Source organism: Treponema medium (assembly GCF_017161265.1).
GTDB classification, from domain to species: Bacteria; Spirochaetota; Spirochaetia; order Treponematales; family Treponemataceae; genus Treponema; species Treponema medium.
The window spans coordinates 752151-771298 of the sequence record NZ_CP031393.1; the positions used below are offsets into that span (position 1 = coordinate 752151).

Below are 19148 nucleotides of genomic sequence, written 5' to 3' on the forward strand. Positions count from 1 at the left end.
CCCCTCAGTATGAGATTTGCGCCAAACGCAAGGCGGGTTCTTAGGGTAGATTGCTGCGCCGGCTCACAATCTACCTAAGTCGCCGTTTTTCTTTAGTGCAAAATTTTCCCTAAAATTTTGCACTAATTTATTTAAAAAAAGAGGACAATTGCATCAGATGAATAGATCAAATGCCGCAGAATTATTGGGACTGTGAGACCATTTGAACCGCGAAGTGGTTCAATTCTGGTTGAACAGCTCCAATAATTCTGCGGGGCTGTTTAGCAATACTCTGATACAGTTGTCCTACGACAGTGCGGTTAGAAGCCTGCGAGACAACAAACCCGAATATTAATGTACTTGAGAGTGCTGTCCACGTAGCCGACACTGAAATGTACGTACCAAGCGTAATTATTGTTGAGGGAACACCGCGACGACGACCAATACCATGAAGTACCGAGGCTTGAATCAGCATAGCTGCTGTTCTGCTCACGTATCTTTGCAAGGCTTTCATTGATTGACTCTCTGTTTTTGTACACTTCGCACAGCTCTGCAAGGCTCGGCATATACCATGCGAAGTTTATACCGCCCAGCTGTGCAGCATACTGCGTGTTATACTGATCTACCCAGTGGAACGCCGGATAATTCGTTGCTGCATCCGCTGATCCTGCAGGATCTACTGCCTTGATATATTCCCAGTTATCACTGCCGTCCGTGTCTCCGGTAAACGCTGCCGTTTCGGCAGCTCCGTTTCCCGTCTGACTAGGTCTACAAATAATCCCTTCAAACATCGTCTTGTAGCCGGTGCTGCCATCCTTTGCCCATACAAGGTCGCTGCCGCTTGTATGCAGCGCAATCATACGCGGTACTCCATAGCTATTAGAACCGCAGATAATCGCAACCGGCGGATTGCTTGAGTCTATCGTATAGCCACCTTTATCAACGAGTGTTTTATCTGCAAGTACAATTTTGCCGACATCATAGCCGGTATAGTCCTTTACACTGATCGTTCCTGTGTTGCTTGCCGTGCCGCACATTACCGTAACGGGATACTCTCCAGCACTATACGGACAGGTTACCTCCGCTGTTGCCGTTGTATCATTTACAACTGTAAAGTTTGTTATGCTAGCATCGCTTCCGCTAAAGCTTGCCCCCGGCGCGGTAAAGTTTTTTCCTTTAATCGTTACCGGCAGCTTATTGTCAGCGTAAGAAGTTCCTGCCTTCGGTATACTGACGCTCGTAATTTCAGGAGCACCGTACAGCTGCAGCTGTGCAGTCTCCGTTTGTTTATTTCCCTTAAAGAACACCGCCACCGTGTATTCGCCGATTACAGAAGGCAGACCGGTAAGCTCTGCGGTAAACATCGTTTCATTTCCCTCTTTTTCGTCTACCGTTACTGTACTAACCTCAGTTCCGTCTGAATTAAACAACGTTATCTTTGTTTCACCGCGGATATCAAAGTTGGTTCCCGTTACCGCTACACTGACCTTCGTTGCACTACCGAGTTTGAGTTTATCAGGCGTAAGCACTATATTACTAACCTTTGCAGGAGCTGAAACGATAAAAGAAGCCGTAGCGGCGGCAGGAGTGGTGCTGTTGACGATTGCCTTTACGGTGTACCTTGTGCCTTCATCGGTAGGATAAAACGGTACCGGCGCTTGAACAATTGCCGTTGCCTTATTGTTCAGTGCATTGATGACAGCATCTACCGATGCTTCAGCCATGCCGCCATCTTTCTTGACCTGCACTTTCAGACTGGTAAGCTTGTCAAAATTGCTTCCGCTTACCGTTACTGTAATATTTCGGTCGGTTTGAACCGTATCAAAGTGCGTGCGGGTAAGCATTACCGCTGTTATTTCAGCTGTTTCAGTTGCCTTTACGGTTGTTTCTACAGGGGTACCGGTATTGCCGACATCATCTTTTGCTGTTACCGCGATGGTGTATGTACTGTCATCCGGTGCAATATCGGAAATTTCATAGCTGGTTTTATCTTTTGTAAGCTCTACCGGGGTTTCGCTTCCTGTCCCTTTTTTCCAGCTCAAGGTAAGTCCCGCAAAATCGCTGTCTGGAGGATTCTGCCAGTTCACTGTGATTTTTTTACTACTACTAGAATAGCTTACCGTCAAACTGCTTACCGACGCCGGCGGGGTTTTATCGATGTTTTCAATTTTGATTGTTTCTACCTCACGCCGTCCTTCGTTGTCCAATACCGCGACCGAATAGATACCGTTCTCATTGACCGGAAAGCTATTGCCGCTTACCGCCGTTCCGCTTGCAAAGATATCGTTTGCACTGTGTACACCTTTCACCCATTTTGCTTCTTTTATGGAAGTGCTTGAGGCAACCGTTACCGTAACACTGCCGTTTGTTTTGGTTTCCTTTCTAGGATTTTGCGTCAGGGTAATGGTCATCACAGCGCCGACAGGTTGAGTGGTAACCGTTGTACTTATTCCGTCTTTGCTCTTATTCAGCGCTTTGTCGATCGTTCTAACCGTAACGATATATGCGGTATCGGCGTCCAGTCCGGTAACGATATAACTGCCGTCGCTCCCCTTTTCCGCGGGGATGCATACGGATGATACAACCGTTTTATCCGCTTTTTGTACCGTAATTTCTACTTGGTACAAGTCTTCATCACCGGAGTTTTTCCAGCTTAAACTTATCTTGCCGTTTCCGGCAGTTGCTTCAAGCGCCGTAACCTCCGCAGGCGGCGTGGTGTCCTTAGCCGGCTGCGGAGGTGTAACATTTTGATTACAGCCGACCGCTAAAATAAAACCAGCCGCTACCGCAAGTAGTGCCGCTCTTTTAAAAAAATGTATATTCATGTATAAATTCTCCCGTATGTGTGATAATTCATAATTCATAATTCATAATTCATAATTCTTAATTCTTAATTTATTTACGGGCGCTAACTGCTATCGAACCATACGGCCTGCCGTGAATTACGGTACAGGGCGGAGTGGAATTTATAATTAATTATGAATTCATAATTCATAATTAATAATTGAGTAGGAACAAGTATTGCGGAATCTTGGGAATAGGGAACGTATTTTGCAGTTTCTGTTCTTAATGCAACCGCTAAGTATGCAGAGATCGCAAAAGGTTTTATATCTGCGGTTTGTTTTTGTGTGTAAAGTGAGAAAAGATTGTCGTATTTATGGAAATTAGATAAAAAGCCATCTAAATAAAGTTCGAGCTGTGAGCTGTGAGCTGTGAGCTGTGAGCTGTGAGCTGTGAGCTGTGAGCTGTGAGCTGTGAGCTGTGAGCTGTGAGCTGTGAGCTGTGAGCTGTGAGCTGTGAGAATTATGCCGCTACTTGTTATCATGTCAAGCCCCTTTTGCAAAAGGCTTACGGAAGGGGGAGACGGTTGGTACTGCGGTAATTTGATTACACGACTGTACATGTTTATAATTATAGGGCGGAAAGTGTGGAAATGCAAGGACTCGCTTTTGAAAATATACGGTGCATAAATTCTTAATTATGAATTCATAATTAAGAATTATCTATGCAGCGCTGCATTTTTTCGGTATGATAGCGGGATGGTCGAATTATTAGCGCCGGCGGGGAATCCCGAAGCATTGGAAGCTGCGATTGCGGAAGGGGCGGACGCCGTTTATTTAGGTTTAAAGAGCTTTAATGCCCGTATGCGGTCTTCAAACTTTGCGTGGAATCAGTTTGAGGCAACGGTTGATGTGCTGCATAAGCGGAATAAGAAAATATATGTTACCGTCAATACGGTTGTAACCGAGAACGAGATGGAGCGGCTCTACCGGTTTTTGGCATATCTCAACAATGTCGGCCCGGACGGCATTATCGTGCAGGATCTCGGGCTGATTCAAATGGCACACAAACACTTTCCGAATCTCAAGCTTCACGCCTCAACACAGCTCAATATTGCGAGCGCAAAGGCAGCCAATGCGATGAGCCGCTGGGGGGTGTCGCGGACGGTGCTGGCACGGGAACTGAGCTTGGAAGAAATCCGCGATGTCCATGCAAACACCTCCTGCGAGCTGGAGGTATTCGTACACGGGGCGCTCTGCGTCAGCGAATCGGGCTTGTGCCTGTTTTCGAGCTACCTCGGCGGAAAGTCGGCGAACCGCGGGATGTGTACCCAAGCGTGCCGCCGCCTCTACACGGCGCATGAGCCGGAGGGCGACCGGGAAGGCTACTTTTTCTCTCCGGCGGACTTACAACTCATCGAGTATATCCCCGATTTGATTCAGGCAGGCGTTGCCTCATTTAAAATAGAAGGAAGAATGAAAAGCGCCGAGTATGTCGGCACGGTGGTATCCGCCTACCGGTATGTCATCGACAACTGGGAAGCCGATAAAAAGGCGGCGGTCGAAACGGGCAAGCGTATTTTAGCAAACGACTTTGCACGGAAAAAGACAAGCTATCGCTTTAAAAGCACCCGCGCGGAAGAAGTGCTCAACCCCGATCAGGCGGGCGGCACCGGCATCTACCTCGGCATTATCGACGGCATTAAAAAAGGTGCCGTGGAGGAAGTTCCGTTCAAAGACGGTACGAGGGCGGTACACTATGTACAGCTGAAAGACGGACATTATACGCCGGAAAAAGGCGACTCGGTGCGCATTCATAAGAAGGACGACAGCGGACGCGAAAGCTGGAAAATTCAGGATATAATGGAAAGCAAATCCGGTGCATGGCTGCAGCTGCCTGCGGATTCCGGCAAAGGCGACAGCGTATACCTCTTGCAAACCAAGGCGATGACCAAACGCTACCCACGTTTGCTGCCTGCCTCGCTCGAAAAATACCGCAAACAGCCCAACGACGAAGCCCTGCCGATGTTGACGCTCGAAGCAGGCTTCCCGACGCTCGGCGATACAAACAAGGCTGCGCCCTCAAAATCCGCATCTACGACACCTGCCGGAGCTGCACTACCGGCGAGATCAACGGCTGCAGCAACCGCACCATCTGCGACACCCGTCAAAAAAAGCCTTGCGAAAAAGCCTGCGGATATCTTCCCCGAAGGGCTCTACGTTCAGGTTTCTTCCATTGCAGATTTACACACCATCCTTGCGGATAAACCGGTGCGGGTTATTATCAATTTGAATGAAGACACCTATCCGGCGCTGACTGGACAACAGCCCAATCCGCAGCCGCAAAATCAGCAGCAGGCAAAACCGCTGCCGTTCTCCAAACGGGAAATCTTTATTTCACTTGATCCCTTTGTGCCGCAGGAACAGGAGCCTATCCTTGCGGAGCAGCTTGAACAGCTAACCGCACAGGGGTATACGCAATTTATCGTGAATAATCCGGCGCATATTTCCATGCTCCGCAATAAAAAGAACTTTTTAGTTGCGGGGCCGTACCTGTACACTTTTAACTGCTGGGCTGTTTCGTGGCTGCAGGAGAACGGCATCTGCGCCTACATTCCTCCCGCCGAAAGCTCTCAGGCGAATATCGAAACGGTGTTTGCGCCGGAGCTGCGCCCGCAGGTACTGCTGCCGCTTTTTTCGTATTCCGTGCTGTTCAGAATGCGCTTTACGCTGCCGAAAAACTACAACTTCCTCTATTTTTCCGACAAACAGGGCGAGGCATTCAGAGCTTTTTCTACCCCATCCGCCTCTTTTGTGCTATCCGACAAGCCGTTCTCGGTTGTAGACCGATACCATGCCTTGCAGCATCATCAGTTCTCACGCTTTTTGCTGGATTTTTCGCATACGAGCGTTGAACGCCGCGCTTATCGGTTTATTTTACAGTCGCTGCGAAACGGTACTCCCCTCCCCGACTCGGTGCGCTTTAACTGGAAGGAAGGCTTTTACGATCCGCAGCGGGTGGAAGAACTCAAACAGCTGGGACAAAAATCGGCGGCAGAGCGCGGTACCAAACGTTCCGGCGGACGAGCAAAACCGCCTAAAGGACGTTCACAGAACCGCCGGGATCCCCGAATAACAAGCGGACGGCAGCAGGGCAACAGAAAGCGATAAAAAGATTATTGTTTAATACACATGGTATCGAATAAGATCAGCCTTCTACCATTCCGAAGCGACGAATAGCCCCGTCTCTTCATCCCGATGCTGTACGATAATCGATGCATCGGGGGCATTGCGCTCAGCGATCCCCTGCTGTATCAGCGGGTAAAGTTTTTCGTGCGGCTTCTGATTGCGGTACAGGATAAGCAGCAATGCCTCATTTTTGAACGCATCCATCATACAAAAATCGCCGTCGCTGTCGCCCGCAACAAGGATGGGAGCTTTCCCGCCATGCCGCGGAGCAATCAACGTCCGTATCGCCTCCGCCTTTCCTTCCCGCCACGTTTGCGGAATGGAGTAATCCCGCTCATCGGTAAACACGCCATCGACATTCCGCAGCCGCCGTCTGCCGAACACTTGTTCGGGACGGAGGCAGTAGCCATACGCAGGATTACAGGCAAACACCCGCACGCCGTCCTCCTGCGAGGCGGAGCAGATGTAGGGAGTAATACCGTGTTCTTCAAAGCGGCGGAACAGCTCCCGTATTTCCGGCTGTATCCGTATCCCCTTCCGGTACGTTGCGGTAACGACACCGGCTCGCCCTGCCTGCCGCACGGGTGATACAAGCGTGTATTGTTTTATTTCAGCAGTAAGCGCTTCGGCAATTGTTTTTTCTACGAGCCTATTCAATTCGGGGAGCGTCAATCCCGTGCATACCGATTGAGAAATATCGGTATCGCAGACCGTTACCGCATACCGCATCAGCGTCAGAATTTTTGTCTTAAAATCGAGGTATTCCTCGGTTTGCACGACTTCCTCGAGCGGGAGCGTCCCGTTCAAATGTTGATATGCATGATATAAGAACCGGTAGCGGTCATCCAAATCCGCCGAAAGATCGGCTGCAGTGAGCTGACGCCCTTCGCTATTAAAGCAGCCGACGAGCGGAATATCCTGCGGAATTTCGTGCCGAATGGTAACGGCAAACTGTTCGGGCGTCAGGTTAAAACAAAGGTGTTCAAGCTGATACAGAAAAAGACTATCCTGTATATCGTAGAAGATACAGGTATAATCCCAATCAAAGACGGCATAATTGTCCGCAAAAGCTTTTTCCGCAATCAAGCGTTCCAACCGCAGTTTGTTCTGCGGATCCCAATTTCCGGTCAATGCCGGTTTATTTGTTTGATCGATTATTTTAGTTGCCATATTATATCTTCCGTAAAACTATATGGTTATTTTATATTTCGAGATGTCTTGCAGAGCAATCACATCGCCCTACTTTTAACAGCCCCGCAGTTTCCGGTACGGTTGTTGTGAGACGTTCGATTATCTTATTTAAGCAGTACCTGTGCGCTGTGCCAGCTCAGTGTCGCGCATTTAATACGAGCAGGCATTTCGGCAAAATAGCTGAGAATCTGCGCATCGCCGAGGCTCTCCAATTCTTCCTCGGACTGCGGCTTTCCTGCCATCATGTTAAAAAATACCTCAAGACAATGCTGCGCCTCTTTAACCGTTTTGCCTTTGATTAAATCGATCAGCATATTGGTGGAAGCGGTTGAAACCGCACAACCGGCGCCTAAAAAAGAAGCGTCCTCAACAATCCCGTCCTTTTGCTTAATCAGCAAAGTTAAATCGTCGCCGCAGCTGGGGTTATGCCCGCGCTCAATACCGGTCGCTCCGTCCAACTGATGTTTATGTTCCGCTCTCCGCGAATAATCCAATAATGTTTGTTGATATACCGTTTCGATGCTCACGTCCCGCTCCTCTATTGCTATCACCTAAAAGATTCAATCTAAAAAGTTCGGTGATGATTTTACACAAAAGAGTAGCATTAGTATAGTAAACAATAGTAATGCAGCATTACCGCAATACAAACTTATTGAAAGATAAATACGCCCAATAAGCTAGCTATGCTTTCACAAAAGGGCTATACGTAATCTTAGATAAAAGGAAAAAATTGTTTATGAGTAAATCAAAAGTAAGCAAACGATTCTCACTCTGGAAAAAGCTCGTTCTTATTTTTGGAGCTTTAATCGCTGTTGCATTAACTATCGAAGGCAGCCTTGCAATTTATACGGCTCGTAAAGCCGTTTCCGAAAAAATTGAAGACCATCTCGCCGATAAAGCAGCTGATATAGCTTTAATTATAGACGGGAAACTGGGCGCACTCTTTCAATTTATCGAAGGAGTTTCGCGTATGCCTTCTTTAAGGGATAGCTCGCTCTCTCTCCGGCAAAAGGCTCAAACACTCGCACGTGAAGCAGAAAATCATGAAATCGTAAAAACATTTGCCGTATGTAATATACAAGGAAATTGCTTCGATACGGCTGGAAACGAAGTTTTTCTCGGCGATAGAGAGTGGTTCATAGCAGCCTCAAAAGGAGCCAATTTTATTACGGAACCTCAACTTACCCGCAAGCTCAATACGATTCAAATCCTTTTAGCAGTACCGATTAGAGGCGACAATCAAGAAATTATCGGTGTATTATGTGCAACTGTTCCTCCGGAATTTCTATCGCAGCAAATCAACGATATAGTAATCGGAAAAACAGGAAATTGTTATATCATTGGTAAAACTGGTACTGTCATTGCAAATAATGATTTCTCTTTAGTTCAAAAACAATTCAATGCTATTGAGGCTGCTAAAGAAAACAGCGAGTACGATTCAATAGCAGTATTTACACAATATATTTTAGATGGCAGCAAAAACGAAATGGGATACTACACCTATAAAGACACGTATTACATTGCAACAGCTGCACCTATCGGTATATCAGGATGGTCGGTCATTATCAGAGCGCCGGTTGAAGAGTTTATGGGTACGCTGGATGACCTCCAACGAATCATTGGCATCATGGCAACTATCAGTCTAATTATCGCACTAGCTATTGTATATTTCATTGCACGCAATATTATCAAACCAATCAGTAAGGCTGTTGTAGCGCTGCAGAATATTGCCCAAGGAGAAGGTGATTTAACGGTACGTTTACCGGTAGTGGGTAACGACGAAATTACCGATATGTCGGAATATTTTAATAAAACAATTGAAAAGATCGGTACGTCAATTCAAACAGTTGGAGAAAACAGCGCTACCATGCAAACTACCGGAAACGAGCTTGCTGAAAATATGAGCGAAACAGCAAGTTCGGTAAACCAAATCAGCGCAAACATCGATGGATTAAAACAACAAGCCTTGACGCAAGCGGCAAGCGTTACCGAAACAGCTTCTACCGTCGAAGAGATTGTCAGAACCATTAAACAACTGAATGCAAGCATCGAAGTACAAGCATCAAGCGTCGCTCAATCTTCCGCATCCGTTGAACAAATGGTTGCCAATATTGCCTCTATCGGACAAACACTCGGAAAGACCGATGTAGTCATAAAAGATTTAACATCCGCAACGAATGATGGCAAAGCGACGCTGGTAACCTCGAATACTGTAACACAAAAAATTGCCGAAGAATCCGGTTCACTGATGGAAGCCTCAAGCGTTATCCAGCATATTGCCTCACAGACGAATCTGCTTGCAATGAATGCTGCAATCGAAGCTGCTCATGCAGGAGAGGCAGGCAAGGGTTTTGCCGTAGTCGCAGATGAAATCCGAAAACTCGCAGAAGACTCTGCTATGCAGGGAAAAAATATCACTGCAACCTTAAAAACGCTCAGCGCCGAGATTGAAACGCTTTCGGCTTCCTCCAAAACGGTCGAAGAAAAATTCAATGCTATTTTTACGCTTGCCGAGCAGGTAAAGACAATGAGTGACACACTTACCGCATCGATGAAAGAACAAGAAAACGGCAGTAGAGAAGTTCTCACCGCTATTAAAAATATCAATATGGTAACAACCGAAGTGCAATCCGGTTCTGAGGAAATGCTGAAAGGCGGCGAAGGGGTTGCGGAAGAAATGTACAAATTGGACAATCTTACCCGCACTATCACCGACAGCATGAACGAAATGGCCGCCAGTGCTATTGAAATCAACAATGCAATTCAAGAAGTCAACGCAATTACTCAGAAAAACAAACAAAGCATAGAGAGCCTCGCTCAAGAGGTTTCTAAATTTAAAACCAATTAGGACTATACCCTAAGCCCCTGACTTCGTTTTAGGGATTAGTTCTGAAACAAAATTTTATTAACCGAGTTTTTAGAGCTGCCCTATAGTTATTATTTTTATGAAAAAACTTGTTATTGCCCAATGTACACGGAAGTACGGAGGGCAACAACATCATGAGCAGCGGATAGAACCGCACAGTCTTACCTATTCAAACAGACTGCCGGTTTGCGCTGCTGACGCCGGAATTTTTAGTCCGAGATGGGTGTATGCTTTTTCCGTAACCATACGCCCGCGGGGAGTACGCTGTAACAATCCCGTTTGAATAAGGTAGGGTTCGTAGTAGTCTTCAAGCGTATCCTGCGACTCCCCGATTGAAATCGCAAGGGTTTCCGCCCCAACCGGTCCCCCTCCATAGTTTTCGATGATAGAGCGGAGTATCTGCCGGTCATAGTTTTCCAAACCAAGCCGGTCGATGTGCAGTTTTTCCAAGCCCTGCGCAACGGTTGTTTCGCGGATAGTCTCACTGCCTTCAATGAACGCAAAATCCCGCATACGCCTCAGCAGCCGATTGGCGACGCGCGGCGTTCCGCGGGAACAGCGGGCAAGTGCAACGGCTGCTTTTTTCCCGATGTTAATTTCGAGGATATCGGCGGAACGCATAATAATAGAAGCAAGCTCTTCGTCGCTGTAAAATTCAAAGCGTTGCACAATACCGAACCGACTGATAAGCGGACTGGAAACCATACCGGCGCGGGTTGTTGCACCAATCAATGTAAACGGCGGCAGCGGGATACGGACTGTCCGCGCCCCCGGCCCCTGCCCGATAATCCAGTCAAGCTCATAATCTTCCATAGCGATATAAAGCATTTCTTCGATAGCAGGCTTTAACCGATGAATTTCGTCGATAAAGAATACGCTCCGTTCGGACAGCGTTGTCAAAATACCCGCCAAATCCTTAGGCTTATCGAGGGCAGGTGCGCCGGTGATCTTGCATTCGACGCCGAGTTCCTGCGCGGTAATTTGCGCAAGGGTAGTTTTTCCCAGCCCGGGAGGCCCAATCAAAAAAAGATGATCAAGGCTCTCTCCTCTACTCCGCGCAGCTTGAATAAAGACCGACAGGTTCTCTTTAATGTTTTGCTGTCCCTGAAAATCCTTCAAAAGCTGCGGGCGTAGCGCGCGGTCTTTTTCATCTCCCGCACGCTTTTCTCCGCGTATAATACCGAATTCATCTATTTCATTATCCTGATATATTTCGCCGTTCATCTGCATTTTTAAAAGATACTCATCGTATTAAAATAGTAGACACTTCTAAAAACCTCTGTTTTTTGAGGTTTTCCGTAGATGTAATTTGCGTTATGCGTTTTTCTTTTTATTCACTTTTTCCATAAACCGGCCGACATTGATAATCGCCCGTTCATGAATACCGCTGCCTATGACGCCGTGCTCATCACGCGCTTCAACCTGAAAAGTCAGAAATTTTCCATTTGCGTTGATCTCTACCAATTCGGTATGGATGAACACCTTCATTCCTTCGGGGGTTGCATCCAGATGCCGCACATCAACATGGATTCCCACTGTTGCCTGCCCTTCCTCCAGATACGGCATAACGCTGCGCGTTGCCAGATCTTCCATTCGAGCAATCATAGCCGGTGTTGCAAATACCTCTACCGTTCCGCTACCCACCGCAGTTGCAAGCATCTCCTTTGTAACGACAAAGCTATCATCACCCTTAATTCCTACTTCCATAATCGTCTCCAAGTATAAACATTTCACATCAGGGCAAACGTACCGGCAATATTGCAAGCGGTTGCCTTGCTTTTTACATAGTTATAGCCGAAAATACAAATCTATGCCAGACAAACAGGAGCCGTTTCGCTATAATGTCCGCTATGAATTTTCGTTATTCGGACTATGACGTGATTGTCGTCGGAGGGGGACACGCGGGCATTGAAGCCTCGCTCGCCGCCGCGCGGATGGGCGCACAAACCCTTCTTATTACACAAACGGTTGATACTATCGGCAGGATGTCCTGCAACCCCTCGATTGGGGGCGTTTCCAAAGGCAACATCGTACGGGAAATAGATGCTCTCGGCGGCGAGATGGGAAAACTCGCCGATGCATGTATGATTCAATACCGACTCCTCAATAAAAGCCGCGGGCCGGCAGTGCAATCCCCCCGCATTCAGGCGGACAAATTCTTATACGCGCAGACTGCGCAGTACACCCTCGAAAAAGAAAAAAATCTCCATATTTATCAAGATACGGTTGTCGATGTTATCTCCTCGCAGACTGCGGAAAACGGACTTGTGGAAGGCGGCAGCGTACAGGCGGTACTGACGGCGCGCGGCAGAACGATTTCCGCACGGGCGGTGATACTCACCACCGGAACCTTTATGGAAGGGAAAATCTACATCGGCGAGTTCGAAGCGGAAGAAGGCCGTCTCGGAGAAAAAGCGGCGATCGGTCTTGGCAGCGCCCTTGCACGCAAGGGCTTCACAATGAGTAGGCTCAAAACCGGTACACCCTGCCGCGTACTGAGGAAATCCGTCGATCTTTCTCAGCTGGAAATACAGGAGGCGGATGCGGTGATGCGCCCGTTCTCCTTCGACACGGCGGAAATATTCCGCCCCTCGGCAGTGTGCTATGTCTGCTACACCAACGAGCATACCCACGAGGTTATCCGACAAAACTTTCACCGCTCGCCGCTTTTTTCGGGGAAAATCCACGCGACGGGCGCCCGCTACTGCCCTTCCATCGAGGACAAGGTACGAAAGTTCCCCGAACGCACGCGGCACCAACTGTATATCGAACCGGAAGGCCTGATGAGCGATGAGCTTTACATCAATGGATTTTCTTCGTCGCTGCCGGAGGATGTGCAGGATCAAATGCTCCGCACCCTGACCGGTTTTGCCGATGCCGTAATCACCCGTCCCGCGTATGCGGTTGACTATGCGGTGGTCTCTCCGCTGCAGCTGGGGCCGGACTTACAAACCCGCCGAATCGCGGGGCTTTTTAGCGCAGGGCAGATTAACGGCACCTCCGGCTACGAAGAAGCGGGCGGACAAGGCCTCATCGCGGGTATCAACGCAACGCTGTACGCCAGAGCTTTCAACAATGGCAACACACGGTCGCCAGACTACGAACCGTTTACACTCCGCCGCGACGAAGCCTACATCGGCGTGATGATCGACGACCTTATCACGCAAGGGGTCGATGAACCCTACCGGATGTTCACCGCCCGTGCCGAATACCGGCTCAAGCTCCGGCACGATACTGCCGATGAGCGGCTTACCGAGCGGGCATACCGCATCGGCTTGCAAAAACAAAGCGCCTATACCCGCCTGCAGGAAAAACTTGTGCAGCGCGGCGAGCTTATCAAACACTGGCGGGAGTTGAAAATTACCGGCAGCATTGTGGAGGCGGAGCCTGCATTGCAGTGTCATCTCGGCAAGTCTTTCGCCGACGCGCTGCACGACCCGCTTATCCCGCTTGAGCTAATTTGCCGATGCGATCCCGCAAGCGCACAGTATTCCGAGGCAATTAAAAACGCGGCGGAACTGGAAATCCGCTATGAGCATTACATTATTGCACAGGATAAACGAATTGATAAAATGAAGAAAATGGAAACGAGCCGCATCCCGCCGAACTTTGACTACGATGCGGTTTCGGGGCTTTCTACGGAATCGCTTGCACGCTTAAAACGGGTAATGCCCGCAACAATCGGACAAGCAAGCAGAATTCCCGGCATCCGGCCGTCTGATATAATGGTGTTGATGGTCGCGATAAAATAGGAGAAGATTAGTTTCTTATATTTTCCAAAAAATCACAAAAGAAGCAGCGATATACCGATTTAGCCCCGTACTGCCATCAGCATTTCAGCATCGGCATCCGTAATCAGTCCGCATTTCAGCATATCGTAGAGCTGATCGCTGTTTGTTTTACCAAAGAATAACAGATCATCGGTGCCAAGTCCGATTGGAATACCCGCATCGATCATTTTTTTGATGGGGTGTTCTTTTAAACTCGGTACTGCGCTCAGCATCACATTGCTCATCGGACACACATTACAGCGTATTTTGCGGTCTGCCAAAAATTTCAGCACCGAATCGTCGGAAGCGGCTCCGATGCCGTGCTGCACCTCATCCAAATTAAAAAGCTCAACAAAGCGGCGGACAGATTGTGCATCAGAAAATTCTCCGACATGCGCTTTCTTTTTTATGTTATATTTTTCGGCGAGCTTAAAAATATAGACAAAATCCTCAATGCCGTCAAAAACCTCGGGACCATATACGTCAACATTATTGAATATCTTACTTTCAAAGAGTGGATATACCCATGTGCGGATAAAATCGCGGTCAAGTGTTTTCGAAATACCCACTTCGGGACGTATTTCAATTTGTTTTTTGTACTTTGATACAAGCCCCGAAATATCGGATAAAAACTTGTCTAGGTTGTTATCATAATGTTTTAGAAAATTTATATCGACGGACGTTTCCAGCCAGACAACGTTATCGGCAATCGCATCCTGAATGGACATTTCAAAAAGATCCTTAACATCTTTTGCCGTTTGACAACGAGGGCGGGTATAAGTACCGATTACCATGTGCATTTCATCGAGACCGGTCATTTTACGGGGAAAATTCGGAATAGCAATACCTGCCCAATGCTTGTAGCGTTCATATTTCATGCTCAAGTTAAGGTGATTATGCGTATCCGACTTTGGTCGCGATTTTAAATACTCAATATCTTTCATTCTAAAACCCTTTTTGCGCCTCTACTGATATCCGACATATACATATTCCGACAAGCCGACAGTGTAATTATCGGTGAATATCGAAAAATCTTGAATGTGACAGTCTTACTGTAATACAGCAAAATATCCATTAACGGCGCATAATTTATCCCTTGGGCATCTCTAAAAACTCGATCAGATTTTTAGAGGTTACCCATTAATTATTTTGATGCCGCTGCTGGTACCAATCCTTGAGCAACCGGCTTCTATATATTTAAGCGCATCCTCGCGGCTGCGGATACCTCCGGAAGCCTTAATCTTTGTGTCTTTTTTAAGGTATTTTTTAAATAATGCAATATCCTCAAGCGATGCTCCGCGCGAACCGTAACCGGTAGAAGTTTTAATAAAATCAGCTCCGGCTTGTTCAACCGCAGCACAGACATTCGCAATATCCTTTTCGGACAAATAGCAGGTCTCCACGATTACTTTTAAATGCGCTTTTTTTGCATGACACAGCGAGGCAAGCGCAGCGATTTCTTTTTCAACATACGCGGTATTGCCTTCCAACAGTTTTCCGATATTAATCACCATATCGATTTCGTTGGCGCCATCTTTTAAAGCCTGATCGGTTTCAGCACATTTTACTTCGGTTGTCTGCGTGCCAAACGGAAAGCCGATAACGCTGCACGTCATAACATCGGAACCCGCAAGCTCTTTTTTTACCAGTGCGACATTACAAGGATTCACACAAACTGAAGCAAAATGATATTCTTTCGCTTCCTTACACAATGCAATAATTTCCGACTCTACAGCATTCGGCTTTAATAAAGTATGATCAATATACTTATTCAACTCCATTTTCTTCTCCTAAAAATAATAGGGAACTTCTAAAAACTTCAGTTTTTAGAGGTTTTCCTTAGATGTAATTTGCGATGTTTTTATTTAAGTCGTTATATTATAAAGACTTAAATAAAAACTCGTTGGGCATCTCTAAAAATCTAATCGAGTTTTTAGAGATGCCCAATAGACACCTATTCGACATCTTTTTATCTTATGATAAGTCAGGCAACACCGCCGACATATTCGCTATTAATTGTTCCAATTCTTGTCTTACTCTTGTTCCTAATTCCTGATCCGGCAACTCAATGCTTAAATCACGTAAATAACTCAGCAATTTAAACACCGCCACATCATTATACGGTTGCTGAGTACTTACAAAGCTACAAGTTTCCTTAATAAGGTTCGCACGTTCTTTAAGTCCCAGTTCACCCGACAACCGGGCAATAATATAATAAATCTGTATTCGTTCACTGCTGTTAAGGAAAATGTCAAGTTCTTCCTGCGGAAGATAGATGACTAAATCGCGTAAATACAAGAACAACTGAGCAAGCTGTTCGGGGTCGGTTGTATTAAGGTATTGTTCAAATGAAGGCGAGTTTTTAATCTGATGTTTTGCATGGCACCATAAAAGGTTTTGCTGTTCTTGATCAAGAACAAACGGAGCTTCGTTATTACTTGGCTCATATTCTTCCTCACTTTCCAAATCTTCGGAAGCAGCATCTTCATCAGTATCAACGGTAATTTCTGCACCTTCTTCTTGATTGAAATCAGATTGAACATCAACAGGTTCTTCCTCCGCTGCTTCTTCTGTAACCGCTTCGGCATGATCTTGCTCCATTATTTCATCGATCGGAACAGTTTCGGTTTCAAGCGAAATTGCCTGATTTTCCTCGGTGCCAAAAATATCTTCTTCCGCAGTTTCGACAACCTGAACACTATCATCATTCACCGATACATCCTTATCAACCGGCACACGATCTTCTTCCGTATCAGGGAAAGTTTCCTGTGGTTCGGCAATCTGTAGACATTCATCCCCTTCTGTTACTGCAACGGCTTCCTCTTCTGCGGGAGTGTCTTCGGATTCTTTTTCTGCTGCAGCGGCAGTATTTTCTTCTTCTTCTTCTGCTGCTGTGACGGCAGAGTCTTCGGCTTCTTCTGTGGTGGCGGCTGCTCTTTCTGTGTCTTCTTCTGCGACGACCTCGGCTTCTCCAGCTGCTGTTACTGCCTCGGATTCCTCTTCTATAGTGCTTTCTGTTGTTGCTGCTTGAGACGTTTCCACCGATTCTTGCAATACTTGCTGTTCCGATTGAACCGGTTGTTCCTCAGATTCTTTTTCTACAACGGTCGATTGAAGCGGCATTTTCCGGCTCAGATTTTCGGCAATCCTTTCAGCCAAAACCTCGACCGCCTGCGCATATTGGTTTTCGTCCAGTTGTTTATCAATATCAGAAATAACATCCTGCAAAAAACCGATTGTCGTACCATAAGTATCCAGCTCTTTTAACCGATCCTGTATTACCTCATCTCGAAGAAGTTCCTGCCGTTTATGCAGTGCTTGTACATTTTTTTGAGAAACACTGCCTACACCAAAGGCGGTATTATTTTCAAAATGATCGGGATTAAGATACAGTTCATCGACAGGTGAAGCAAATGTCTCATTGGCGGCTTCATCTTCTTGAGCATTTGGTAAGTTATTTCTTGTTTGCGGTACACCGCCAGCGCTATTCCCTGCTGCAGTAAAACCGGCAGTATCGGAATTTCCTGCGCCGAACGTGTGGGGTGCAGATACCGAGCCTGAATAAGAAGGAAATGCGGACTGAGCAGATATATCCGATTGTTGGGTACCATTTAATTGGATACCGCTGATAGAAACATCGTCTTTTTCCGGCGGAAGTTCTTTTATCTCTTCAGTTCCTTCGATAAGCATTTCAAAAGGAAGCTCCCGTTCGGACATTGATATATCCCGCAATGAAGGGATACTCTGTTTTGGCTCCGGATTCAATTCGGCCGGAGAAATATAAAGATGTGAATCATCGGATTTTAGCTGTTCAAGGTTTTTGGTTAACAACGGATCCGCTATATAGTTTTCTGCCGCCTGCTCATAAAGATCGAGCGAGGCTGCCATATCCTGTTCAGGTTCATCCGACTCGGCGCCACTCTGCATATTAAGAATCTCATTTGCCGTTTTTAAAGCCTCAAGAGTATCTCCCCGTTTTTGAAATAACCGCGAAAGAGCGGAGTGAGCTTCAATAGCATTCGGCTTTAATTCGAGTACTTTTTGATATTCTTGATATGCAGCCTGCGGATTATTCAGCAATTCTTCGGTTCTGCCTAATGCCATCAGTGCAGAAATGTCGTTCGGCTTTTGCCTCAAGAAGAGTTTAAGCTGCTCCTTGGCTTCTTCATATTTATGTGCCAAAAGATATTGTTCGGCAAGTTCTAGGCGAAATTCTATCGCGGACGGCACTGTTTTTAATATTTGTTTGAATGTTTCTTCAGCTTGTTCAACCTCGCCTGTAAGGGCATACAGTTGTCCCCGCAGTTTAAGCGCATTGAGACTATTATCGTGCTCCGTATCCAACCGTCCAAAAAGCTCATGAGCCTTTGCATAATCTTTAGCATACATGCACATTTGAATGGCTTTAAGTCGTAGTACATGATTGTCGGCATTTACCGGAGCGGCTTCTGCAGCGAGCAAGATCGGAAGCGCTTCGTTATACCGCTGTTTTTTTTCTAAAAGATTCGTTAGGGCAAGTGCCGCAGGGGCGTATCCGGAATCGATTGCCAATGCATCATAATAGTATTGTTCGGCTTCCTGCTGAAGCTGTTTCTTTTCAAAAAGAGCACCGAGTTCAGTATAAAGCGGAGCGTTTTCGCCGCTTACACGAAGCAGCGAGCGATAAGTATTCAACGCATCATCAAGTTGATCCAACTCTAAATACGTAGCAGCGATACCCGCTAACACTTCTCCCCATGCAGGATTAACACGAAGCGCCGAATTGTAATATACAATTGCTTCTTCATACCGCTTTTCTTGACGCAAAAGTCCGGCAAGGTGGAAGTTTAAATAAGGATGATTAGCGTCTACACGAAGACCTTGTTTATATATTTCAATTGCTTTATCCGTTTCACCGGTTAAAACATAAAGATTGCCAAGCCGGTCATAGGCGTGGGCATGGTCGGGTTTGACTTCGATTGCGCGGGAAAAATACTCGGCAGCTTTCGCATAGTCGCCCATCTTTTTATAGGTTTTTGCAAAGCTGTACAATACTTCATCGGTATCGCCGCCACTCGCTTGTGCCTTTTCTAATATATGAAGCGCATCTTCATAACGCTCCAGATGCCGATAGATACGACCGAGGCTCAGCATCAGTTCAATATTATCGGGAGCACTTTCATATAATCGAAGATAGGCAGCAAGCGACTGTTCAAGGTTCCCTTCATCTCCATAAATACGCGCTAACAAATTCTCAATTTTTTCCTTGTCGTTCGGCAATATGTCCGGATGCTTTTTCAGCACATTGGTCAATAACCGTTCGGCATATTCAAAGTCTTGAGTAATTAAAGCTGAATTTGCACGTTCAAAGATAAAATCAAGTGACTCCGACAT

Annotated in this window: 12 protein-coding genes; 3 read left to right on the plus strand and 9 right to left on the minus strand. The window is 46.6% G+C overall.

Features of this window, described 5'->3' with window-relative positions; all coding sequences use genetic code 11:
• Nucleotides 1–299 precede the first annotated feature (299 nt).
• The gene (locus DWB79_RS03400; RefSeq protein WP_016522644.1) at nucleotides 300–2804 is read right to left on the minus strand and encodes a fibronectin type III domain-containing protein; all 2505 of its coding nucleotides are present in this window, start codon (nucleotides 2802–2804) and stop codon (nucleotides 300–302) included.
• Between the two features lie 83 nt (nucleotides 2805–2887).
• Nucleotides 2888–3382, minus strand: a complete 495-nt coding sequence (locus DWB79_RS03405; RefSeq protein WP_206181044.1) for a hypothetical protein — start codon at nucleotides 3380–3382, stop codon at nucleotides 2888–2890.
• A gap of 136 nt (nucleotides 3383–3518) precedes the next feature.
• On the opposite strand from DWB79_RS03405, the gene DWB79_RS03410 reads away from it, so the two are divergent.
• Nucleotides 3519–5930: a peptidase U32 family protein gene (locus DWB79_RS03410; RefSeq protein ID WP_016522646.1), complete on the plus strand. Its 2412-nt coding sequence runs from the start codon at nucleotides 3519–3521 to the stop codon at nucleotides 5928–5930.
• A gap of 45 nt (nucleotides 5931–5975) precedes the next feature.
• Here the strand turns inward: DWB79_RS03410 and DWB79_RS03415 are convergent, their stop codons facing one another.
• Both DWB79_RS03415 and sufU read right to left on the minus strand, forming a co-directional pair.
• On the minus strand, nucleotides 5976–7118 hold the full coding sequence (locus DWB79_RS03415) for a haloacid dehalogenase-like hydrolase (protein WP_016522647.1): 1143 nt from the start codon (nucleotides 7116–7118) through the stop codon (nucleotides 5976–5978).
• A gap of 125 nt (nucleotides 7119–7243) precedes the next feature.
• Nucleotides 7244–7666 (minus strand): Fe-S cluster assembly sulfur transfer protein SufU, encoded by a 423-nt coding sequence (sufU, locus tag DWB79_RS03420; protein WP_016522648.1) that lies wholly within the window; start codon nucleotides 7664–7666, stop codon nucleotides 7244–7246.
• A gap of 209 nt (nucleotides 7667–7875) precedes the next feature.
• On the opposite strand from sufU, the gene DWB79_RS03425 reads away from it, so the two are divergent.
• Entirely contained in the window at nucleotides 7876–9987 is a 2112-nt protein-coding gene (locus DWB79_RS03425; protein WP_016522649.1) for a methyl-accepting chemotaxis protein, read from the plus strand.
• A 183-nt stretch (nucleotides 9988–10170) separates the two neighbouring features.
• On the opposite strand, the gene ruvB is transcribed toward DWB79_RS03425, so the two are convergent.
• Entirely contained in the window at nucleotides 10171–11229 is a 1059-nt protein-coding gene (gene ruvB, locus DWB79_RS03430; protein WP_051125840.1) for a Holliday junction branch migration DNA helicase RuvB, read from the minus strand.
• Between the two features lie 90 nt (nucleotides 11230–11319).
• Nucleotides 11320–11712 (minus strand): thioesterase family protein, encoded by a 393-nt coding sequence (locus tag DWB79_RS03435; RefSeq protein WP_016522651.1) that lies wholly within the window; start codon nucleotides 11710–11712, stop codon nucleotides 11320–11322.
• Nucleotides 11713–11855: 143 nt separating this feature from the next.
• Here DWB79_RS03435 and mnmG point away from each other — a divergent pair, with 143 nt between their 5' ends.
• Nucleotides 11856–13757 carry a tRNA uridine-5-carboxymethylaminomethyl(34) synthesis enzyme MnmG gene (gene mnmG, locus DWB79_RS03440; protein WP_040859390.1) on the plus strand — a complete coding sequence of 634 codons (1902 nt, stop codon included), beginning with the start codon at nucleotides 11856–11858 and terminating at the stop codon, nucleotides 13755–13757.
• A gap of 59 nt (nucleotides 13758–13816) precedes the next feature.
• On the opposite strand, the gene DWB79_RS03445 is transcribed toward mnmG, so the two are convergent.
• The 3 genes from DWB79_RS03445 to DWB79_RS03455 form a co-directional block, all read right to left on the minus strand.
• Nucleotides 13817–14719, minus strand: a complete 903-nt coding sequence (locus tag DWB79_RS03445) for an amidohydrolase family protein (RefSeq protein WP_016522653.1) — start codon at nucleotides 14717–14719, stop codon at nucleotides 13817–13819.
• A 189-nt stretch (nucleotides 14720–14908) separates the two neighbouring features.
• Nucleotides 14909–15556: a deoxyribose-phosphate aldolase gene (gene deoC / locus DWB79_RS03450; protein WP_016522654.1), complete on the minus strand. Its 648-nt coding sequence runs from the start codon at nucleotides 15554–15556 to the stop codon at nucleotides 14909–14911.
• A gap of 193 nt (nucleotides 15557–15749) precedes the next feature.
• Complete coding sequence (locus DWB79_RS03455; protein WP_016522655.1) at nucleotides 15750–19148, minus strand: tetratricopeptide repeat protein; 3399 nt, start codon at nucleotides 19146–19148, stop codon at nucleotides 15750–15752.